This window comes from Ruegeria sp. AI2, from assembly GCF_056541275.1.
The window spans coordinates 12,237-34,449 of record NZ_JBQFYB010000018.1 but is presented as its reverse complement, the minus strand read 5'-3'; the positions used below and the strand labels follow the sequence as shown (position 1 = coordinate 34,449).

Sequence of the window (22,213 nt, the reverse complement as noted above, 5' to 3'; positions counted from 1 at the left end):
CGCACTTTCGCCGCAGCCCTCGCCGACAATCCAGACGCGGGACTTTGCAGCCTTTTGCCCAAGCCGCCATTGCTTACGCAGAAAACACTCGCATGTGCGTCACGTTCATCGCTGCGTTGCAGCCGGTGTCGCCAGACCGGTCATTCAAAGCCATCGTAATACACGAAATTCAAACCAACCTTTCGCCGCAGGCTGATCAGACAAACGAGACGCGGACACTGCCGCCATTGGCAGACTTGCGGTTTGTGCATAGGGTCAATGCATTCGGCACGCCCTTACCTGGAGTACAAGCAATGAGTGAAGTTTCTATCCTTGGACTTGGGCTGATGGGAATGGCTATCGCCAAAGCCTACCAAAAAGGAGGCGTTCCTATAACGGTTTGGAACCGCACAATCAAAAAGGCAGAGGCGTTGGAACCGAAGAATGTCGTCATCGCTAAAACGATTTCAGAGGCAATTGCTGCGAGTCCGGTTTCAATAATCTGTGTAGAGGATCCCAATTCGGTTCTTACACTTTTGGGGCACAGTCAGGTCGAGCCGATACTCGATGGTCGAACAATAATTCAACTCAGCACCAGCCTGCCAAAGCAGGTAAGAGAAGACCAAGAATGGTTGGCTGAAAGAAACGCTGACTTTCTGTACGGAGCCATTCACTGTGGCCCCCAGGATTTGGGAACGAAGGACGGTAATATCCTGATCTCGGGCCCCTCTTCTATCTACAACCCGGTTGAAGGCCTCATAGGCCATCAAGGCGGGAAGATAGAGTATCTCGGCGACGACATCGCAGCGGTATCCGTGCTTGACTTGGCGTGGTTGTCGACCCGTTTCGGTGAATTCATGGGAATGCTGCACGCTTCCAACATTTGCGAGGCAGAGGGGGTTGAACTGCAAAAGTTCATTTCGATGTTTCCTGATAGTGCACGCATTCAGCATCATGTCGGAACAATCCGAGATGGAACTTACGATCAAAGAACGGCCACGTTGTCCGTTTGGCAGGCATCTTTGGAACTGTTGAAGCAGCAAGCCATTGACGCTGGCATGAATGCTGGGTTTCCAAGCCACGTTGGAGGTCTTTTTGAGAAAGCAGTCAAAGCCGGCTACGGCGATGAACATGTTATGGCCTTGTTCAAAGTTCTGAGAGACGATGGGCGGGCTGCCGATTGAAAACTTGGCTCACAAAGGTCAGCTGAATGTACCGCCATGTTTTGTGGCTGCTAAGGTGGATCAACATCCGCAGGTGGGATAGAGCTGCCGCCAACTTGATTTGCCAGCTTCTTCCTGAAAAGATGGCACCCTGTTCACAAGTCGGGAGTGCAATTTTGTGCGTTTTCTTTGTGCCGTTCTGATTCTGAATTTGGCGACTGGTTTTTCTGCCGCAGCTCAGGAAGCAGTTTATCTGATCCGACATGGTGAAAAAGAGCTGTCTGGAACTGACCCTGTCCTCACCCCGGAGGGCAGACAGCGCGCAGCAGATTGGGCTGAGATGCTTAGGAATGTTGGCCTTGATGCCATCATCACGTCGGATGCGCTGCGAACTCAAGAAACCGGCGGCATAATTGCCAACGCCCTTGGCCTTGAAATCAATGCCTTGCCAAAAGGCGATGTCGCAGGGTTGGTCGATTCATTGGAATTCGACCATGAAAAAGAGACAGTTCTAATTGTCACCCATGCTGAAACCATTCCACAAATTCTGGAATACATGGGCGTGCTTGAAGACGTCACGATCGACCAAAGCGAATTCGGCAATCTTTATGTTGTTCTTAGATCCTCTTCGGATAGTCCAACCTACATTCATTTGTTGATGCCTTGACGCATTCTGACAGGCCCGCTTCGGGCTCTCACCATGGTTTCGCCGCGATCAATCTGAACCTCGACTTTTGGGGCGCGGATGGCAGCGCATCAGCGGAAACGTCGCAATATCAACCCCTTGGCCGGACCCGTGGATGGCCGGTCCCTGTCCATACAAAATGAGGTCCTTGCTGCCCAAGCATTCGGCGGCTCAGAGCCCAATCGAGCATGCAAACGTGCGAGAGAAACAGTTGATCTGGAAATTACTTGGCTATTCCAAGTTCGAAATAGTCATAGCCTTCGGGAGGATTGGCGTCCCAAGGTGTTATGATCTTGAAGCCAAGCCGCATATACAAGCGCCTGGCGGGCAGTTGGCGTTCCCCGGTTGTCAGCCTAACGGTGCGGTACCCCTGCATTTCAGCCAGCTCGATCACTTTTTTGCAAAGAACCGATGCAACCCCGTGGCTCCTGTACTGCGGCTCAACAAACATAGATTTCAACTCGCAATGCTCATCATCCATTCGATAAATCGCCACGGAACCCGCGGCTTTTCCATCCAGGTAGGCTACGAGCACATCACCTTGTGGGGGGCAGTATTCGGTCGGGATTTTCGGCACAGCCTCAAAGAACCACGAACCGCGATAGTAGTCCTCAATAGTTTGAAGATCGTCGTGATAGAGAGATTTGTTCGCCTCATACAAACCTCGCATAAGGGCTGCGGCATCATCAATTTGGGCCTGTGAACGCGCTTCAACGACATTCATTTGCTTCAATCCCAGAAACGGAACATTTGAATTCATATTAGCACGACGACACAGCACCACCAAAACGTGCGAGTGTACGCTTTGTCCGCGCAGTGTGTGTTTGCCCTGACGATCCTCGCTGCGCTGCCTTCGAATGGCCGGTTTTCACGCCGCCTCGCAGAGACAACGACGATGCGAGTGCGGCAAGATTTTCGCTGCATGCATGCGCAGCATGAAGTCGCGATGACTGCCTTGGGCTCTCTCCGGCCGTTCTCTGCGCGGTGTACGAACGGCTGGTCTGCGGACAGAAGCGGCCTTGTGCAGGTGCAGCTATTGCTGACGCAGCATTCGTTCGCACTCGCAGCAGGTGATCCTCTGCATTGCGGCAGTTGTCGTCAGGCCGGCCATTCGCTGGCATGATTTCGAGCGGAGCCGTTAACGTACTTTCGCCGCGGCTGACACGGACACCACAGACGCGGGACAAATCGGTTGTTCGCGGATTAACACCCGAAGCAAAAAGATAAACGCTGTCGCTCTTTCTGCTTGGATTAAGGCGTTCTCTACAGGACAAAACGGAGGTGAATTGCACTTTGCGTAAAACCGGCATCCAGATAAGGAGGTATTAGTTCTTGAGTTCGACCTTTGCCTGGACTTTCAGGCCTGGGATCAGAAGTGTCTGTGGATTATTGAACCTTGCCCAGACGCGCAGATTACCTTGCTCATCCAACTCATTGTCGGTCGAGATTTTTTCTCCGGACTCCTCGAATACTGTGCCATTGGGCAGGATCACGTAAACTCAAGCTTCTTAAGTAGCTTAGGTATAGGCACTGGAGAGACGTTCTAAAGTGCAATGAGAGTGTCATAAGGCTGAAGATACGAAAACAGAACCGTGTTCAGGTCCAAAATCCCTGCAATTGGACGGCGTGTCTGCGTTTTCAAATAAGCTCCGAGATCATGCTTCGGGGCGACAATCCGGCCGGAAGCCTGCGCTTTGATTATGGTTGCGGACAGAACAACCTGCGCCTTCTTTAACTTTGCCTGCGCTTCCCTCAACGCAACTTCAGCAAGCGCAAGCGCCTGTTTGGTTTCCAGCTTCCTCAACGCTGTGGCAGCACCTGTGCCCGCTAGGGAGGACGCACGCTCGGCTGCTTCGCGTGAGATTTCCAGTTCTACTTCTCGTCGTCGCACCTCATTCTCAGCCAGTTCGACGTCCAGTTCAAAGGTCTGCTTTGCAAGTTCAAAAAGCACCTCGCCTTTCTCGACCCGTTGCCCGTTGATGAAGTTCACACTAACCAACGTTTCGTTAATGCTGTTCGAGACCTGTGTGCGTTCACCCGCTTCAACGACACCATCGAAAACTTGTCGTTCCAACAATTCGACAACCTCATCTAGTTCGCTCGCCGTCACCTGAGAAAAGCTAAGCAATGCCATGGAGATGGCGACGAAGAATTCACAGCGATTTGTGAAGCTATTGCTGTGAAAGAAATCCATTTTCTCTTTGATCCTTACTAAAAGGGCGTGTCACACACAAAGTTCGTGACATTCGAAGTGGAACATGTCGAAACGTTCGTCGGGCAGGTCCAACGCTATTCTGGCTCGCTAGTTTGGAACCTCGCAACTGAAGCTACTGGGGTCATTCGGATCGCCAGAGCCTGTGTTATTCAGTCCTCCGGCGTGTACCATATGGGTGAGGTGTAAGCGCGTTCCTGCTGCACCATTACGGCATCATCAGGCAGGTCGATATTGCTGTAAAAGGCTTGATCGTGGGCCAGCCAACTGGGCGTCGGGATTTCTAGGACACGGACATAGTAATATGCGCGTACTCCGGGATCGAATTCTGGGTCCATCCAGTGCGCAGCTATCGCAGCGGACCCGATGGTATTGGTAAACTCCGCACCATCTACAGTACTTCCGACTGGAGGTAGCTTGCCTTCGCCGTCCGGTACGCGGTCTCCCGCCCATGCTGCATCGAAGACCTTGGTTTGAGTTTCTCCGTTCGTATTGACCCAACCTTTTACAATTTGGATACGGTCTAGGTTCGCGCCATCGGGGTCGCGGAGCGCGCGAACCATGAAGGTGGGCGCGGCGCCTTCAGGACCAGTGAAAAGGTCAGCGCCCATGGGTACACCTCGGGCATAGCCTTCGGCAGCAAAGTCGTGACGGTGGACTTCATCTGCTCTAAAGTCCCAACCAGCGAATACGCGGACGGTCATGCGTGAGCCCGTAGTCGCGTACACCTCCTTGCGCTTGAACGCGTCCCAGATTGCCTCGCGTGTATTTTCGCGTGCCCATGCAGCAGCAAGCCCAGCAGCCAGTGTCTCGTAAGAGCGGATAGCTATCTCTTCTCCAAGAATATCGGGCTGAATGACGAAATCTTCATAGCGGTGCTCACCACCACCCGGTTCGGCTGGAGATGCCTTACCGAAGAAGTTGTCATCTCGTGCAGTCGCAAGCGACGTATGGCTGTCAGTCGCGCCTATCATACCAAACTTATAGGGGTTCGCGCCAATCTCCGCCTCGAATTTCAGCCCGCGAGCCAGCGCTTCACGTGCGTACTCGCGTGGCAGCATCTCTGGTGTTTTTAACTCACTTCCGAAGTTACCACGATCCCACCGGTAATAGTCAGCGAACTCATCGTTGGGTGCGAGCAATGGATGCGTTTCTCCATCACCTTTTATCTGTGTGACCTCGTATAATGGCTCCCAGCGCATACGGCGCTCTGCATAGGCGGAGTCGACAGGCTCGCCGTTTTGTCTAATTTCGTCGAACATTGTGCCGTTTTAAAGGTTGCCGTTATGTGCAAAGGCCATCACCCTGCCGCCGGTCCGCGTCTCATAGGTTTCCATCCAGTCCCAGAGATCTTCAGGATCTGAGCTGTCATAGTTGGAGAAAGGCACAAGGTCAGCGACTTTGTCGGCGCCATCTCGAAACATTACGATGCGGTGCAGATTGTTGAGGTCCTTCATCGAAGACCACTCGAAGCCATGCAACGAAGTGAAAACACCCGGCTCATTGTAACGTTCAGCTGCATCGACAATCCGGTTCCAGAAAGTACGTGTAAGATTGTCATCAGAGATCGGGTCAGTTACCGCACCCATGGCTTCGCTCCACATTACAAAAGCGCCAGTTGGATCACCTGATTGTACGAGGTCATGAACCGCTCGTCCCCAAGAGTTGGTCAGCAATTGAGGATTAGACTCGGCGATCATCGGAGCGAGCCCAAGGTTCTCGGCGTGATCAGCAACCACCATGAAGTCCAGAGGGCGAACCAGCTGTGCATAGTCGCCGAGGGACGCACGTACCTTCTCTCCGCGAGCAAAGCGAAAAGCCTCATCCGGACCAAGCATATTCCCGACCATCCCTGCGTCGGTTGAGTACGAAGTGTGCAAGTGCGTGTCACCCCAATACACTCTATTAGGGAAAGACTGGTCCACAAACGGTGAATAGCCTCGCTGGCCAAGTCGGACATCATCAGGGTTGATTGCTAGTTCGCCGGAGTAGCTTTGAGCAAAAGCCGCTCCAGCGAAAATTGCGGCGAGTCCAATCCCGTTAAGTATCGCTACTTTCATTCAACCTCTCCCGATCGTGTACTTTTAGACGCTGGAAATTTATCAGTTCCTTGTTGCGCTGCATTGATCCAAAACATGCACCACAGTAAAAAGCTAGCAAGAGAATTCTTCGCGGGCTTCGAGCCCAAAGCCGACGATAGTTCCGAGTGCTGCGACCGGCTGTTACGAGTTGAATCGACACCATGATGACGAATATCGGCTTCATCTGTCGTCATGGGCCGATCGGTCATGCGTTTCACTGCGGAACTTGACAACTGAAGCTGCTGGGGTCATTCGGATCGCCACTACCGTCGTAGGTCACAACAGTCGGGTGCGCGCAGATGATACGTCCGCCCTGTCTGGTAGGTTCTCGGGTCACCGGGTGTACAAAAGGGGCTTCCAACTGGTCAGGTGCCACGCCTGTGTCCAGCCATTCCTCCAGCGCCGCGATGTAGTCGGTGCCATCCGGTCCGGGGCCAAAACGGCAATGGGTGACACCCGGGCGAACGAACAAGCGCACATCGTCACCGGCGGTCGGATCCAATGCTATCACTCTCTCGTAATAGTCGATCGTCCCGTAGGCCGACAAAGATCCGTCCATCCAGCCATTGTCGAGGATCAGCTTTCCGCCTTTGGCTCTGAACTCCGAGAGGTCAGGATTGTCCGCATCAAGCGACGGACTCAGGCGTGCTGAGTGGTGGGCAAAATCTGAGTAGTCATACCCTTCATAGGTCCAGTCGGGATCGCTGTAGAAGAAGTTCTTCATCAATTGCGTAGAAAACCCCCAAGTCCCGTTTGGAATCGGGGGGGCTTCGTACACCTCGCCCTCATCATCACCATCACCGGGGTGGAAATCGAGACCCGCGCCTTCCACATAGCCACCGGTGTTCCACATCGACCACCCCAACGGGTGGCCTGGCATCTCGACGCCCATCGGCATGCCAAACCAGGACGTGCCGCCGAATTCCACTTCACGGTAAAGGTCTTCTGCCACCCGGACCTGGTCGGCGCTGAGGCACTGATTGGTTCCGCTTTCTCCGCATTGCAGACTTGAGACTTCAAAATCGCATTGTCGCGGATCATTCAGAATCCCGTCCTCAAGCCCGTCAATCGCGTCGCACTGTTCCATGATCGCGTTCCCGATAAGAGCCTGCGCGTCAGCATCGATCACTGGCGTTGAAATCTGGTTCGGGTCGGGGAACATGTTCATGGCGTCATAGGTCCACCGGCCAGCCATTTCCTTCGTCCAGGAGTATGCCGGAGCGCCTGCATAGATCCCTTCGAACAAGTCCGGAGACCGCTGGGCGACCATCAGTGCCTGGCCACCGCCGCGTGAACAGCCAAAAAAGATGTTACGCTCGATCTCTGACCCATAGTAATCGGCGATAATCGACTGGGACGTGACAGCAGTCCGATGCACGGCCTGAAACCCGAAACTGACCTGCCGTTCGAGATTGTTGAGCGCCCAGGTTGCAACGATACTATTGCCCTTATGGCCTGTATCTGTTGTGACTGTCGCCCATCCGTCCTCAAGGATGTACCCTAGCCACATAGCCGCATTGTTAAAGTCACCGGAAAACCCTCCGCCTCCGCCCATGACGAATTTCCCGTTCCAGTCGTCGGGAAGCAGCAGTTCAAATCCTGTTTCAGTGCCGATTTCACCGATAACACGACAATGCGGTGCTGGTTCAGACAACGCCTCTACAGTTAGGACTGTCATATCGGGGACGCTGGGAATTCCGCGTAAACTGCATTCACCGGCGGCTGCAGTAATCGCTCCCGTTGCGAGTGCAGCTATCGTAAAGCCTACCAGCTTGGCAGGTCTTTGAAGACCTTCCAAAGTCGTTGAACAAAAGCACATTTGGGTCCCCCCCTCCCATGTATTCATTTTTTTGAGTATGTTCGAACATACTGTCCAGAAAACCATGCTGTCCAGAGAATCTTGTCGCCGAAGCCAGGTCCCTGCATTTGAACAAATGATTGCAAACAATCATATCGGCACCGTTTTCCAGAGAACAAACACTGTTTAAAAAGACTGATTCTTATAGTCAGCTCTGAACCTGGTCGGTCTCAAGCTTCTTACGTTTGTAGAAATGCGAATACACAGAGCGTTCTCTTAGTCGACAATAACTGTGACAAAAGCGCGGACTAACTTATCCGTCGGTTACGTCCGCTTCGGGCTCGAAGCCGCCAATCGATGCGCGTGCGAGCAATCAAATCCGCTGAGTTTCTGCTATGCGGGACTTTCCTGCCGTTCGCATTGATCAGTCCAGCTGCTGCTTTCGGCCCACTGCGGCCGCTCGTCGTCGACCTCGATCGCTGCGGTGCGGCCCTTCGAACCGGCCATTCGCTGCGGGTGCAAAGTTTGCCTAGGCACAAGCTCACACAACGCGGACAAAACGACCTTGGATATTGGGCCTTTGCTGTCGCAGCATCACTTCGCGACTGTGGCGCGTGCATTGTTGCGACGCAGCGCAAGTCCCCAATTCTGTCGTTGGCAGGCGTCGATTTCGTCCGAACCGCAATTGCTCCGCCACTGTGTCATGCGGGAGCATCTCGACGCGGGACAGAGCCGCCATAGGATTTCTGTGCTCTCTTGCACAGCATGGGTTTCGGTGGCAGCTTGTTTATCGTTTTGACGCGACGAACGACAAGGATATGGCCATAGCCGATTGCCCTCTAAGGGCAGGTTCAAAAAGCAATTCCACTGCATGGCTCACCAATGGGAAAGACAGGATAGCCCCGACTTTTCATAACTCAGCTTGAATGCTTGCGTTCGATCTTTGGATGAAAAATCTATTGGGATTGCCGGAGTTGCGCATTCATGTCGGCAAATGACACGGCCCAGAGCTCAGCTAGAAACGCGGAACAATCTTGCTCCGAAATTTCCGAACGCCTGCCATCAGCGTCAGTGGCTCTACCCATTGAGTAACGCAATTCCGTGCCCGAAGTTGTTTCCGTCAGATGGTAGGTCTCGGGAAAACTGATACCTGGGCGTGCAGGGTCTAGAATGCGCGTCGAAAAGTAATCAAAGGGTTCCCAATCTGTGATACGATAGAAGAATTGCGCCATTTCGTGCGCGCAATGGTAGGCCGAACCCGGTCCAATGCGGCCCAGGGGGTTTTCCATCTTGATGTCGCTCACGCGGTTCATCCACTTTAGTTTATGTTCGGGCGCAACCAAAGCTTCCCAAACCATCCCGATCGGGGCGTCGAAATGATATCGCGTTGTCCACACGCCATCTTGCTCTTCAAGGAATTCGCGTTGACGGTCAGCACGCATCATTTTCCATGACTTGGCCAGATCATAGACTTTCATGCGGACTTCCCCAAAATGATCGATATCCTCTGAGAAGAGTTCCATTATGTCGCTGATGTTCATCGCGTCTGCAGCCGCTTCACTGAACAGGGCATAGCTGCGAGTATGCGGCGCTTCGGACCACCATGCTTGCGCGCGTTCCACTCACCTTCACCTTCGGCCTTGATGCCAGTGCTGTCGATCAGCAGGTTCAGCGGGCCATCACCACCGCGATACGGAATGTTCACGTTCAGGGTTTTCTGTCGGCGGCACAATGTACTGTAGTCCGGTACCGCCCAATCCAATCCGACCAGCGTCAACAGGCTCTGCACAAAACCCGTTGTCTGCCGCAACGGCATTCCTAACAGGACTTTCATTGTCAGACAGGTTTGGATGGCCGCGTCGCTGAATTGCTGCTGCCGGCCGCGTTTGCCGCTAGGCGGTGGGATCCAGATCATCGCCGGATCAAACCAGATCGTCAGTGATCCGCGTTGCTTCAACGCTTCATTGTAAGCCGACCAGTTTGTGGTCGTGTACTTCTTGGGTGCCCAACTGCTCATGCCCTTCAGCTATCATGCTGGATTCACACAGTGAATCCCTCACCCGATTTGTGCAACATGTATAACCGCCCCTTGCGCAAGAGGTATTTTCAAAGCTGATATTGGCGCGTCACCGGGTGCTGACATGTATCCGGCCTCTATTGCGGCCTTGATCGTGCCGCGGGCCCGTATGGTGTTCGAAGGTCGGGTCCAGATCAAAGCCGCGTGCTCGATGGCACTCTGTTGCACACTGGTTCTCCCGATCCCGTCTCACGACTGTTACGCCAAACTTCTCCTTGCCCTCTTGTGCTCCGACGTCCTCGCGACCTACAGCGGACTTATGCTGCGGCGACCGGAGACTGGTAGACGCCGCCCCGGGCCATCAGGGCCCAGACGATCCGCGCCATTTTGTTCGCGAGCGCCACCCGCACTAGCATTGGCGGCTTGCGTGACAGCATTCCGCCCAGCCATGTGCCTGGCTGAGCCGCAGCATGGGTGTGCCGTTTGATGATGACGCTGTTGGCGCCAATGATCAGTAGCCGCCTGAGGGATCGCTCGCCCATCTTCGTCGTCGCCCCGAGCCTTTGCTTGCCGCCCGTCGAATGCTGTCGGGGCGTCAGACCGAGCCAGGCCGCAAAATCCCGGGCCTTGCGAAACGTCTCGGGCGGCGGCGCAAGGGTGGCGATGGCCGTAGCAATCAGCGGGCCGATCCCCGGCACCGTTATCAACCGCCGCGCCGCGTCGTTTTCCTTGGCCCGGCGGGCGATCTCGGCATCGAGATTGACAATCTCTGCCTACAACTGGGTCAGGGCAGTGATCAGCACCTTGAGTGTGGGGATGGCATCGGCTGGCAAGCCGCTTTCCGGGTCATCGACGATTGCAATCAGCTTCGACGCGTTGGCCGCCCCCTGTGGCGCGACCTGCCCGAACTCGCTCAAATGCCCTCACAGTGCATTGATGGCCTGAGTCCGCTGCCGGATCAAAAGCTCGCGCACGCGAAACACCATAACCGCGCCCTGCGTCTCTTCGCTCTTCACAGGCACGAACCGCATCGTCGGACGCAGCGCGGCCTCGCAGATCGCTTCGGCATCGGCGGCATCATTTTTCTGGCGTTTGACGAATGGTTTCACGTAGGCGAGTGGGATGAGCCGCACCTCATGACCCAGCTTGCCGATCTCGCGACCCCAGAAATGAGCGCCGCCACAGGCTTCCATCGCGACAACACAGGGCTGCAACTCGCTGAAGAAGGTCAGCACCTGAACTCTACGCAGTTTCTTGCGCAGAATAGGCTGCCCCGCTGCACCTGCCCCGTGGGCCTGAAACACATTCTTCGCCAGATCGAGCCCGACCGTGATAATCTCTGACATGACCGCTCTCCTTTGTGGATCGTTGCAGACCCACCTTGGCACAATGATGCCGTCGGGGGGCGGTCACATCATCAAAGCCGTGCCAGACACGAAAACAAATTTGAGGACACATGCGAATTCGTTTCTCTAAACGTTTTTACGATAGAATCGCGCCAATCAAACGACGTTCGTAACATCACAACCTTGTCTCGGGTTTGCCAACAAAGAATTCTAGAACTGATAAGTCGCGCCTAGCACAGGTCCCGACTGGTCAAATGTAAAATCGCTACCGTCGATCTCATGGTCAAATGAGATATAGCGATAACCGCCGCGGATTAGCCAGCTGTCGTTGATTGCGTAATCGGCCGTCAGCAGAACCTGCCAGGTTTCACTGCCACTGCGGAAGCCTCCGTAGTCGACAAAACCGGAGCCCGACCATTTGTCCGAGAACTGTACGCGTGCTCTGGCGCCGATTACAGGGTCGGTCCAGCTGTCGTCGGCCGTTGTCGTGCCCCCCGGTGCCGCGCCGGGTAGAAGGGTAAACTCCGTTTCGGTGCTGAACCACCGGAAGCCTCCTGCGATGTCCACGGAGATAGATGGCGCTTCATAGATTCGGTAGCCGAGATAACCACTCAGGTATTGCGTGGTAAATGATGTCTCAAGGCCCGAACTGGCAGGTCCAGGGGTGCTATTGCTGAAAGACAAATCCGTGTAGTTGTAGTCTGCCAGTATCAGCCAACGACCATTCGTAGCCGAGAACGCCCCCATAAAGGCCAAATCTAGGTTTTCGAGGGCATCAGAAAAGCTGAGTGTACCGTCCAGAATACCCATCGGTGTGCTCAATGATGTGTCCGTTTCAGGCATGAACAGGTAAATCGTGGCTTCGTGGGACCAATCGGACTGTTGTGCCGAAGCCGATGTGGCCACGGATGCAGATAAGACTGCCGCGCATGCACAGCTTTTCATCCATAGTGACGAAATCATTCTGTCCCTCCCGTCAAACATACAAGTTTCGACAATTGATCGTTGGTTGGAAATTGTGTGGCCCTGAGTGTCATTCCGCAGCTTCTTCCGTTGCCATCGACCCGCTGCCGACGCGATTGATATCTGTGTTTGGGAAGAACTCGGACCAGACGTGCCAGAATATGCCTGCGCGCAGGGTTTCGACTCGTTCCAGCTGACCCTGATCGGCATGGCCCCAAAAATCGCAATGGGTCACGGGTCGACCAGAGTCGTTATACCAAATGCCCAGGCTTTCATATTTCGGATCCAGGCTGACCACCACATCCCTTCCCCCGACATTGGCATTCACGATCCAGTCGTTCTCGACGATGAAATCATCGGTCCAGCAAGCGGCATCCTTGCCGATCGTAATGCCCCAGACATGAGTTTTGTTTGGCAACCGGTGGTCTGAACGTTCCATGTTGTCCATCACGGGCGCATCTTCCTGATGTTGGCGTCCGATGCCCCAGCCAAAGGTGATCTCGGTCATCATATCCAGCAGGCGCAGCAAGGGGTTCGGGGACGGTTTGTTCAGAAATACCTCGCCCTCGGGATAGGCTTTTTGAAACCCCCGAAATGTCATTCGAAAAGTGGGCCAAGGCTTCATTTGCGCTTCGGGTCGGAGGGGGCAGGCAGGACCATCAGAGTTTGGGTCGCGGTCCGCCTCGCGGAATCCATAGATATGCTGGATCGGCTCACCCGTTTCGTTATCGCGCATGATCAGGTTGTTGCCGTGCTGGGCTAGAACCTCGAGGTTCAGCCGTCGTCCTTCTATTCGCGGTGAGTACCCCTGACCCAGATTGGCCATCGCGCAATAGGTCATGACCACGTCTTCGCCCCCCAGGCCATCTACATCGCCCGCCAGATGAGGGCGCATGATCTGCGCGTCCGGGTGCGCGCGCGCATGGCCGTTGTGTTCGATGACGATGACCGGCGCTGTCGGTCCGACATATTTCCAGGCTTTGTCGATAGGAAAATACTGGGCGTCGTTAAGCTGGTTCCTCAGGCCCAAATGCACCCACACATAGGGAAACCCAAAAAGGAAAAGGGTCAGCAAAGCCGCCACGAGCCAAAGCCAGAATGGGCCGCCGCCCAATAGGAAATGCGCAAGGGTTGCCACCGCAAACCCGCCCAGTCCGATGCCAATCAGGCGATATTCATGTCGGATAAAGCGCACCATGTTCTCGCGCTTTACCTTCAGCAGCATCTGCGAGACGTCGCCCAAATCGCGGAAATAGACAAACCCGATGCCCAGAGACACAATCAATCCAAGTGTGAATATTATGCTGCCAACCATGCTGTGATCCTCGATTTTGGTGACTACAGTCCTTCGCGGTTCATCGCGAAGGATCGGTCTTACTTCTGGGGCGATGCGCGCTTGATCATGAAGGCTTCAACGGCTTGCTGAGTCTCGGGACGAATGTTCTCAATCCCTTCATAGGGCATGCCGTAGGCGGGTGTTGTATCGGGGTATTTCTCTTTTCGGGCCATGTGACGGCCCAGAATGCGCACGAATTCCTGACCACCCCAGGCGCCAACTTCGGTAGAGACCGAATATTCCTCGCGGGTGTCGCGGTAGAGGTCGAAGAATTTGGCGACGATTGCATTCTCGCCAGGTCCCGGCAGTTTCAGTTTCAGCTGGTCTTTCACGATCGCCTCGGGTTTCGCTACCGAATAGATGATGACGTGATCGCGGCGGGCTTTCGACTCGTCCGAAAACAGCAAAGCTGCTGCTTGATCGACACCGTCGACCACGCGGTCCCTTGGGATGAACGCGTCTGCCCCAGCAAAGCGGGACAGGGTTGTGTAAAGATCCGAGACGTGAACGATGCTGTTCAACAACCCGTCCGCCTCGATCATACCGGGCCAACGGATAAAGGCATCGACGCGCACGCCGCCTTCGGTGGTGTCACCCTTGCCCCCGGCATAGATCATCGGCGTAAACCCGGATTGCGGCGCGTATTTGGTGAAATGCCCATTGTCTCCCATGACTACTACGATGGTGTTTTCGCTTAGGCCAAGCTCATCCATTCGTGCGAATAGGTCTCCCAGCCATTGATCCAAAAGCTGCATTTTGTCGACATAGAGACCCCCATTCGCACTTTCCGGCCCGTCGCGTCCGGCCCGCGTATTGTCCAGCGGGATCATGGGCCAATATTGCAGGAAAAACGGCGCATCGCCGCCCGCAAGGCGCTCTAGCTCATTCAGCGTTTTGTCCTGAAAGGCCTGGTTCATTTCATCGTATTTGGCGGCGTTCCAGCGTTCACCGGCGTCCATGCGGATTTCGCGGATCGGCCCGCTGGCCTCACCTTCGATGACGGTCATCATCGCTGACGCGTCCGGTCGGAACCAGCCATCCAAAGTGTATTTGTCGTCATAATCCCGGATCGCGACCGAGACCTGTTCCTTGATCGCATCATCGTTGAAAATGGTCAGCTGGCCTTGCTGGTGAATGGCGTGCTGTGCGTAGTCGAAACCCTGGTTCATGGCCCAGCTTTCGGCAATGTCGCCCATGTGCCACTTGCCGACATGGCTGGTTGCATATCCTGCCTGTTTCAAGACCTCCGCCAGCGTCACCTCATTGCCCGGCAATCCAAAGCCAGCAATATCGACCGTAGTGTCGCCCATTCCCATGCGAACGGGCAAGCGGCCGGTCATTTGTGCCACACGCGTTGGGGTGCAGGACGGTTCGGTGTACATCCGAACCATGCGCAGCGCTTCGTCCGAAAAGTCGTTGATGTTCGGAGTGTCGTACCCACGGACCGCGTTCAGCTCGGGTATCCCCATATCGCCAAAGCCCATATCGTCTATCAGCACGCTGACTATGTTTGGGGGTTGCCCATTGTTGCGGCCACGAAAGGCCGCCAGAGCCTCATCTACAGCGGTATCATCTTGCGCCCATTGTTCCGCGCGTTGTGCTTGCAGAATGTAATACTCTGCATCGTGTTGAATTGGGTCGTCCTGTGCTTGTAACGGTGGTGCCGCCACGCTTGCACACAAAACCAAAAGCCATTGTAGTTTCATTCCACCCCCCCGTTTTGAAGCCGAGCTTCGGCGTTTGAATTTTATAGTGTCGGCAGTTTTTAGCATCTTCGAATTCGCTTAATTAATTTCGATTGCGGTGTTATTGCCAGCTCATGAATACATCGCGGGTCAGTTCAGTTTCCGGGCGCAGATTTTCGATGCCCTCATAAGGAATACCTTTGCCAATCTCTGAATGCGGGTACTTGGCGATCATCTTCTGGTGGCGCTTGATCATATCCTGAAAAGATGCGCCGGCCCAAAGCGAGTAGCCCACCAACGGGTGTTCCTCGCGCGGGTCCCGATAGATATTATAAGTCGGGGCACCCGCGCCGGGCTGGCCAGGGGCAGGAAGATGCATCTTGAATTCCTGTTTAACGATCGAGCGTAAAACAGGCCCTTCGTAAACATAGACATAGTCGCGCCGACCATTCCCCTCGCCATTCAACAGCAAGGCGGTCTGGTCAATACCGTCGATGATACGGTCCCGCGGTATAAAGCCGGTTGCTCCGGCAATTCGCGCCATTGTGGTGAAGATATCCGATACATGAAAGATGTCTCCAGCGGCGCTGTTGGGTTCGATCACACCGGGCCAGCGAATGAATGCGTCGGTTCGTACGCCACCTTCAAGGTGCTGGGTTTTGCCTCCGCGATAGATCAGCTGGTTTAGGCCGGATGAGCCTTCATAGTGATACATCAGGCCATTATCCGCCATCAGAACAACAATTGTGTTGTCTCCCTTGCCGGTTTCTTCGAGCTTGGCCAATAGATCCCCGATCCAACCATCAAGCAGTTGCAGCTTGTCGGCATGAAAACCGCCATTTCGTGAAATTGCCTGTTCCGGGTAGACGAAGTTCAACGGATAAAGCGGCCAGTATTGCAAGAAAAACGGCGAATCCTCAGAAGCGACGCGTTCAAGTTGTTCCAGCGCCTGCCGTTGATATCGTTCGTTCATCTCTTCATATTTGGCCTGCGTCCACACCTCACCGGCCGACATGTCTACTTCCAGGGCGGGACCACCGGCTTCGGCTTCTACACCGGTGACAAGACCATATGGCTTGAACCGTTCATCCAGTTGGAACTGATTATTCTGCCCCTCGGGCACATAGCCGAGCATAGTGTTGGACCGCATTGCCTCGGGGGTCATGAGGCTCAGCTGTACTTGCTGGTGTAGTGGAAATGCGGCCCAGTCGAACCCCTGGTTATGTGGGTACGATTGTTCAATGTCGCCTTGGTGCCATTTGCCGACATGCGCTGTATTGTAGCCGACCTGTTTCAGAATTTCCGGCAATGTCACTTCGCTGGTCGGAAGACCTTCGCCAACCAGCGCTACCTTGACCTCTTCGACTCCGGCGCGAATTGGATGGCGCCCTGTTAGCATAGCAGTACGTGTGGGAGTGCAGGAAGGTTCGGTATACATGCGCATCAGCGACATGCCTTCTGTAGCCAACTGATTGATGCTGGGTGTCTCGATCCCCATGACGTAATTCATCTTGCGGTCACCCATCTGACCAAAGCTTACGTCATCAATCAGGATGTAGAGGAAGTTAGGGGGCCTATCGCCATTGGCCGCTCGGATTTCGGCCAGCTTGGCGTCGACTTCAACGTCTTGTGCATCCCATGCCTCACCAAACTGCGCGCGGAGGAATTCAAACTCGCCGTCATGAACAATGGGGGTTTCCTGAGCAAGCACGGAGCCAGCACCAATCAACAACGTAGGCAAGATATATCTAAGTTTCATGTCAAACCTCCGAATCTTTGTTCCGTACCGATTCCGCACGCGCGCCCTGAGCCCGCAGGTGTCCGTCAATACTGCTGCGCAGGTCCGAGAGGCTTTCTGCCAGATCCGCGAGATAGCGCATCTGTAGAACTGAATGCGACTTTGGCGGCATCGCCATTTCTGCGAAGACCTCTTTGTAGTCGCGACAAATTTGATCGAACTCTTGGTCTTTTTCCCGCAGGTTCCGTAGCAGACGACCCGCTTTGGGAAATTGAGATTCAAAGAATTCATCATCCGTCATTGGCAGCGCTTTTTAGGCATTCTCCCTCTAAGCATGCATCCAAAAGAATATGTATTGCACGTTTCAAGCCGCATGCTACGGTAGCAACGTGACGTCAAACCCTTATTGTGAAAGGATAGTTTTTGAACGTCAGCGTGGGCAATCAGGGCCAGACTGGTACTCAATCGTTCTCGGGCGAGCAGTTGCGTGCCGCGTTGGACAAGGTTCTGAGGTCGGATGAATTCAAAGGATCCGCCCGCATGCGATCATTCCTATCTTACGTGGTGACGGAAACGCTGGAGGGTCGTTCCGACGAAATACGTGCCAAGACCATTGCGATGGATGTTTATGGATACGACGCGGATGAGTTATTGAAACGCGAGGGCGTCGTGCGTGTGGATGCCGGGCGTGTTCGGCGAAAGCTGCAATCTTATTATGACGGTAAAGGGATTGCTGACGAATTGGTTATCTCACTGCCCGTCGGGGGTTACGCACCCGAATTTTTGCCGGGCTCCAGTCGAAGCAGACGAAGCTTACGCGGAAGGCGACGGGCTACCGCAGTCGTTATCTCGCTTTCACTATTAATAGTCAGCATTCTTTTTGGTGTCCTGATTGGCCGCAATTCGCAATCTGTAGCACCCAAAACCGGCAAAACTGCAATCTACGACGTGTCACCTGCCCGTGTCGAGGCAATGAACCTAAGCGACGCAGGCCGGGATCTGATTTTCCCTGTTACGGATCTAGCCCGGCTTCAGCCCGCGTTGTTGATTTTTAAAACAGCGATTGAACGAGACCCGTTATATTACGGGGGATATGCTGGTGCTTCTCAGGTCGAAACAATGCTCGCCATTATGCAATCGGGCAAGCCCGGTTCAGACGAGTTTTTGCACGCAGCGGACAAGAATAGTGCTTACGCTTTGGAAATGGCTCCGAATGCACCTTGGCCGCTTTCAGCGCGAGCGTGGTTTGAATTTGGGGTGGGCAATTACGATGGCGCAGTTCGATTATCCCAACGGGCCACAGACTTGGCACCCGGTGATTCACATATTGCTGAATTCGACGCCTTGATCTCTCTTTATACATCCGATTTTGAACGGGTTCTGTCGCAATCAGCGAGATATCGAACACTGGCCCAGAACGGAGGAGGACTTGTCTTTGACAATGCATTGGGTGCGGCTCAGTTCCACACCGGGGATTATGCTGCCGCAATCCGAACGTTTGATGAATCGATATCTCGCGGTGGGCCATTCGGGCCAATTTCCGCGGCTTATCTTATGGCGGCCCGCTTGCGGAACGGGGAACAAGCAGAGGCACAGCGGCTTGCACAAGTATTTTCGGACACTTGGCCAAGCTTCCCCCTCGAAGAACTGAAGACTCGCGTGTTTGTCGACCCACAGCCAGTTCAAGAACTGATCAGTGCAATGAAAGCTGCCGGTTGGTCAGGGCCCGTCAAGCCCTGACGATATTCTAAGGGGTTTGTAATAATTCGTTTAGAGGCCTGCGCTTCCAAGGAGGAGGTGCGTTGGTTGCGAAGTGGACGAACCTTCAGACGAGATCAAAACAAAGTTCATCGATACCGAATGGGCGTCTGATGGACGGACAAAGGTCCGCTCTTGGCTCCCGATGAGATAATCGTTGCACTCGCAGCGAACTTCTGCTTCCCGCCCAAAGTACCGAATGCTAAGCTTGAACCTGAGGTCTGCGTTGGGCTCCGAGCAGCCCTTCGCTGAATTTTGGCGAGTGTCTGCTGTGTCGCGTTTAGCAGCCGTTCGACGCCATCGGTTTGAAATTTCCAGCCGGAACGTCGGCTTTCACCAGCAGCCGCCGTTCGCGAAAAATTGTCGAAGGTCTGGCGGCAAGATTTGAGCAAAGCGCGGTGTCATGATCCGCTTGGGGGTACGATTGGGGGTACGTTTCTAAATATTCCCAAAAAATAATATATTTGGCAAAATATTAGACCGTCAATAAGGAGACGTGTGGGCACCATTAAATCACTGAAATCTCTTAAATATAAGCGTTTTAAAGCGCATTCTCTGGATTCGAAGGTGACACACGAGGCGACGCTATGCCTCTAGTTATCGCTGAATTTGGAGCGATTATGATCTCAGCAAATTCTTTTCTCAGAAGAAAGAGGGCGGTGTTTACTATTTTCGGAGGCGAGTTACCGACGATGTTCGTAAGCATTATCCAAACCTCAGTACCTTAATCCACAGTGATGCTTGGGTATGATATTCGGCCTGTAGACACGTGTTTTGGACGATTGTTATGGGATTAGCGACTGGAAGCTCCTTGAGCAGCTACCAGATTTGAAAGAAGTGCAGGCTGCTGAAATTGGATTGGTATCTAGCATGAGTGATGAGTTTTAAAGAAAAGTCTTCGTGGACTTGACCATCACTTTTTGGCTTTTGGCTAAGTCGATGTAAAAAGGCTCAACGAAAGTACTAAAGGAACGTCTGCTGCGGATCAGCCTCTGTAGCTCTATGGTTCACAATCGTTTTGCGGTTCGTTTGCTAAGCTAGAGAAGTGTCTCCGGCGCGCAGTGGCGCATTTCTGTTGTTCACGACGTTAGAACAACAGATTGCGGCGACAAACTTATTCACACGTACTTCGAGCAGCTAAAGAGTATATGATGAAAACACTAAATCTGTCCGGTAGGCGCTGACTTCAGACACCTTAACATAAGTGTGGACCAGTTCCGTTGGGGAGGCTCATTGGGAGGCTCATTGGGAGGCGCATTTTCCGATCTATACATCCGGTTCTCCTCGCAGTATGGACTGCGCTTCTACTATGACCCGTGTGTCGGAAGCTCTGAGGGTGACCGTATCACTCCGGAGAGCTGAGCCATGAACCCGACACTCGCAATCGCATTGAAGCGTAAAGGATATGACACGCTGACCCCTGTTCAGGAGGCCGTGTCCGCACCGGATTTGCAGGGACGAGACTTGTTAGTTTCGGCGCAGACCGGATCAGGAAAAACCATCGCGTTCGGCTTGGCCATCGCACCAACAATTTTGAGCGATGCGCAGGTTTTCGATGTGGCAGGCGCGCCTTTGGCGTTGGTTGTTGCGCCGACGCGAGAGTTGGCGCTGCAGGTCAAACGAGAACTGGGGTGGCTCTATGCGGATGCGGGGGCCTTCATTGCCTCATGCGTTGGCGGCATGGATATGCGCGACGAACGCCGGGCGCTGTCCCGAGGGGCACATATTGTGGTCGCGACACCAGGGCGGTTGCGGGATCATATCATGCGCGGCTCGATTGATTTGGCATCCGTACGCGCCGTTGTGTTGGATGAGGCTGACGAAATGCTCGACCTTGGATTCCGTGAAGATCTGGAATTCATCCTCGAACAAACGCAATCAGACCGCCAGACACTATTGTTCTCGGCAACGGTACCGCGCGCCATCGCCACCTTGGCTGCCCGGTACCAAAGGGATGCCGAGCGTGTAAGTACTGTCAGTGAGCGGATGCAACACGCCGATATCGAGTACCGTGCGATGAATGTGGCTCCACGTGACGGTGAAAATGCTATCATTAACGTGCTACGCTACTACGAGGCTCCTAACGCCATCGTTTTCTGCAACACGCGCGCCATGGTCAGCCGTCTGACAGCCCGACTGTCCAACCGCGGGTTTTCGGTTGTGGCTCTTTCCGGAGAACTGACCCAAGGTGAACGGTCAAACGCCTTGCAAGCCATGCGTGACGGACGGGCCCGCGTCTGTGTAGCGACCGATGTCGCGGCGCGCGGAATTGATCTGCCAAATCTGGATCTGGTGATCCATGCGGAACTGCCCAGCAGTCATGAAACGCTTTTGCACCGTTCAGGCCGAACTGGACGTGCAGGGCGCAAAGGTGTCAGCACACTGATCGTTGCACCGGCTTCTTACAAAAAAGCCCAAAGGCTGTTGAAATTCGCTAAACTCACGGCCGATTGGGGTGCGGCGCCCTCCGCTGAAGAGGTCAAAGCGCAAGACCTGCAACGGATGTTCGGATCGGAGGACTGGTGCTCTGAAATAACAAAGACCGAGCGGCAGTCAGTCAACGAACTGGTAGAAAGGTTCTCGCCAGAACAACTCGCTGCGGCATATGTCCGTCAATACAACAGGGCGCATTCCGCTCCGGAAGAACTAAACGACATTCAGGAAGCGGCGCCAAAGCAAAGCGCACCTTTTGGTCCGAGTGTTTGGTTTTCGCTGTCAGAAGGGCGCAACGAAAATGCGTCTCCGCGATATCTACTTCCTATGGTGTGCAAGGCGGGGAACATCACGAAATCCGATGTCGGTGCGATCCGGATCGTTGACGACGAGACCTATATCGAAATTCGCGAAAGCAGCGTCGCCGGTTTTTTGGAGGCGATTGGGCCGGAAATGAAGATCGAGGGTACAAAAGACATTGTGCAGTTGGATTCAGCCCCCGATTTGTCGAACTCAGCAAAGACAAGCTTCAACCGGTCCGCCAAAGGCAAGAAAGGTCTGGAAAAGACTGCACGCAAACCGAGCCGACTTGTCGAGCCGCAGCCTGCGAAAGCGCGGAAAAAGACTGTGTCCAAGCCCCCTGAAAAGGCCAAAGTTGAAGCCAAGCCCAAACGCGATGACGACAACCGCAGTGGTCTGAGTAAAAAACTTGACCGCCGCCCAAAAGGCCCGCCACCGCCAAAGGGTAAGCCCAACAGCAAGAAAAACCGTGCACGCGCTGCGGCAAATAAGGGCGGTAACGCTGTGCCAAGGCGTTCAAAGTAAGTCGAAGCGTTTGCACAGGCCCTTTCCGGACATTGGCCATGCCAAAACTCCGCTGGGTTCCGCCCGTTAGACCAGACTTTCGCAGCGCCTGCGAGCCCGGGCGATAGACATAATCATAACCTGCGCACCATACTGCCGCTCCAATCGGCCATGCAAATGGATGGCAGACTCAGCTCGAGTTCTTGATAACCAGA

Annotated in this window: 14 protein-coding genes and 3 pseudogenes; 4 read left to right on the top strand and 13 right to left on the bottom strand. The window is 54.1% G+C overall.

The genetic code is table 11. The annotated features are described in order from the left end of the window. The first annotated feature begins 44 nt into the window (after positions 1-44). Both ACR0LL_RS19370 and ACR0LL_RS19365 read left to right on the top strand, forming a co-directional pair. Positions 45-1,163, top strand: coding sequence for an NAD(P)-dependent oxidoreductase (locus ACR0LL_RS19370; protein ID WP_480588791.1), 1,119 nt, complete (start codon positions 45-47; stop codon positions 1,161-1,163). A 157-nt stretch (positions 1,164-1,320) separates the two neighbouring features. After that, a complete protein-coding gene (locus ACR0LL_RS19365; RefSeq protein WP_480588790.1) occupies positions 1,321-1,809 on the top strand; it encodes a phosphoglycerate mutase family protein in 489 nt (162 codons plus the stop codon). 241 nt (positions 1,810-2,050) lie between these two features. Here the strand turns inward: ACR0LL_RS19365 and ACR0LL_RS19360 are convergent, their stop codons facing one another. From ACR0LL_RS19360 to ACR0LL_RS19300, 13 genes and pseudogenes are all read right to left on the bottom strand, one after another. Then, on the bottom strand, positions 2,051-2,551 hold the full coding sequence (locus tag ACR0LL_RS19360) for a GNAT family N-acetyltransferase (protein ID WP_480588789.1): 501 nt from the start codon (positions 2,549-2,551) through the stop codon (positions 2,051-2,053). A 601-nt stretch (positions 2,552-3,152) separates the two neighbouring features. Beyond that, positions 3,153-3,320 carry a hypothetical protein gene (locus tag ACR0LL_RS19355; RefSeq protein WP_480588788.1) on the bottom strand — a complete coding sequence of 56 codons (168 nt, stop codon included), beginning with the start codon at positions 3,318-3,320 and terminating at the stop codon, positions 3,153-3,155. 50 nt (positions 3,321-3,370) lie between these two features. After that, positions 3,371-4,021, bottom strand: a complete 651-nt coding sequence (locus tag ACR0LL_RS19350; protein WP_480588786.1) for an efflux RND transporter periplasmic adaptor subunit — start codon at positions 4,019-4,021, stop codon at positions 3,371-3,373. Positions 4,022-4,191: 170 nt separating this feature from the next. Further along, a pseudogene (locus tag ACR0LL_RS19345) lies at positions 4,192-6,099 on the bottom strand (DUF3604 domain-containing protein). Positions 6,100-6,334: 235 nt separating this feature from the next. Continuing rightward, positions 6,335-7,798, bottom strand: coding sequence for a tannase/feruloyl esterase family alpha/beta hydrolase (locus tag ACR0LL_RS19340; RefSeq protein WP_480588785.1), 1,464 nt, complete (start codon positions 7,796-7,798; stop codon positions 6,335-6,337). Positions 7,799-8,874: 1,076 nt separating this feature from the next. Next, positions 8,875-9,459, bottom strand: coding sequence for an SRPBCC family protein (locus tag ACR0LL_RS19335; RefSeq protein WP_480588783.1), 585 nt, complete (start codon positions 9,457-9,459; stop codon positions 8,875-8,877). A gap of 41 nt (positions 9,460-9,500) precedes the next feature. Further along, a pseudogene (locus ACR0LL_RS19330) lies at positions 9,501-9,935 on the bottom strand (IS5 family transposase); the annotation flags it as partial. A gap of 317 nt (positions 9,936-10,252) precedes the next feature. Then, a pseudogene (locus ACR0LL_RS19325) lies at positions 10,253-11,281 on the bottom strand (IS110 family RNA-guided transposase). A 210-nt stretch (positions 11,282-11,491) separates the two neighbouring features. Beyond that, positions 11,492-12,187: an outer membrane protein gene (locus ACR0LL_RS19320; protein WP_480588782.1), complete on the bottom strand. Its 696-nt coding sequence runs from the start codon at positions 12,185-12,187 to the stop codon at positions 11,492-11,494. A 127-nt stretch (positions 12,188-12,314) separates the two neighbouring features. Further along, complete coding sequence (locus tag ACR0LL_RS19315; protein ID WP_480588780.1) at positions 12,315-13,559, bottom strand: DUF3179 domain-containing (seleno)protein; 1,245 nt, start codon at positions 13,557-13,559, stop codon at positions 12,315-12,317. Positions 13,560-13,618: 59 nt separating this feature from the next. Next, positions 13,619-15,286 carry a sulfatase-like hydrolase/transferase gene (locus tag ACR0LL_RS19310; RefSeq protein WP_480588779.1) on the bottom strand — a complete coding sequence of 556 codons (1,668 nt, stop codon included), beginning with the start codon at positions 15,284-15,286 and terminating at the stop codon, positions 13,619-13,621. Positions 15,287-15,386: 100 nt separating this feature from the next. Beyond that, complete coding sequence (locus ACR0LL_RS19305) at positions 15,387-17,024, bottom strand: sulfatase-like hydrolase/transferase (RefSeq protein WP_480588778.1); 1,638 nt, start codon at positions 17,022-17,024, stop codon at positions 15,387-15,389. Between the two features lies 1 nt (position 17,025). After that, a complete protein-coding gene (locus tag ACR0LL_RS19300) occupies positions 17,026-17,304 on the bottom strand; it encodes a hypothetical protein (RefSeq protein ID WP_480588777.1) in 279 nt (92 codons plus the stop codon). Positions 17,305-17,498: 194 nt separating this feature from the next. On the opposite strand from ACR0LL_RS19300, the gene ACR0LL_RS19295 reads away from it, so the two are divergent. Together ACR0LL_RS19295 and ACR0LL_RS19290 are read left to right on the top strand one after the other, a co-directional pair. After that, on the top strand, positions 17,499-18,743 hold the full coding sequence (locus tag ACR0LL_RS19295; RefSeq protein ID WP_480588776.1) for a tetratricopeptide repeat protein: 1,245 nt from the start codon (positions 17,499-17,501) through the stop codon (positions 18,741-18,743). Positions 18,744-20,126: 1,383 nt separating this feature from the next. Further along, positions 20,127-22,019 (top strand): DEAD/DEAH box helicase, encoded by a 1,893-nt coding sequence (locus ACR0LL_RS19290; RefSeq protein ID WP_480588775.1) that lies wholly within the window; start codon positions 20,127-20,129, stop codon positions 22,017-22,019. Positions 22,020-22,213 lie beyond the last annotated feature (194 nt).

Bases quoted from the DNA above. Each gene is read 5' to 3' on its own strand.
- ACR0LL_RS19300 (WP_480588777.1), bottom strand. From the start codon at position 17,304: ATGACGGATGATGAATTCTTTGAATCTCAATTTCCCAAAGCGGGTCGT.
- ACR0LL_RS19305 (WP_480588778.1), bottom strand. From the start codon at position 17,024: ATGAAACTTAGATATATCTTGCCTACGTTGTTGATTGGTGCTGGCTCC.
- ACR0LL_RS19335 (WP_480588783.1), bottom strand. From the start codon at position 9,459: ATGAACATCAGCGACATAATGGAACTCTTCTCAGAGGATATCGATCAT.
- ACR0LL_RS19350 (WP_480588786.1), bottom strand. From the start codon at position 4,021: ATGGATTTCTTTCACAGCAATAGCTTCACAAATCGCTGTGAATTCTTC.
- ACR0LL_RS19360 (WP_480588789.1), bottom strand. From the start codon at position 2,551: ATGAATGTCGTTGAAGCGCGTTCACAGGCCCAAATTGATGATGCCGCA.
- ACR0LL_RS19310 (WP_480588779.1), bottom strand. From the start codon at position 15,286: ATGAAACTACAATGGCTTTTGGTTTTGTGTGCAAGCGTGGCGGCACCA.
- ACR0LL_RS19315 (WP_480588780.1), bottom strand. From the start codon at position 13,559: ATGGTTGGCAGCATAATATTCACACTTGGATTGATTGTGTCTCTGGGC.
- ACR0LL_RS19290 (WP_480588775.1), top strand. From the start codon at position 20,127: ATGAACCCGACACTCGCAATCGCATTGAAGCGTAAAGGATATGACACG.
- ACR0LL_RS19340 (WP_480588785.1), bottom strand. From the start codon at position 7,798: ATGACAGTCCTAACTGTAGAGGCGTTGTCTGAACCAGCACCGCATTGT.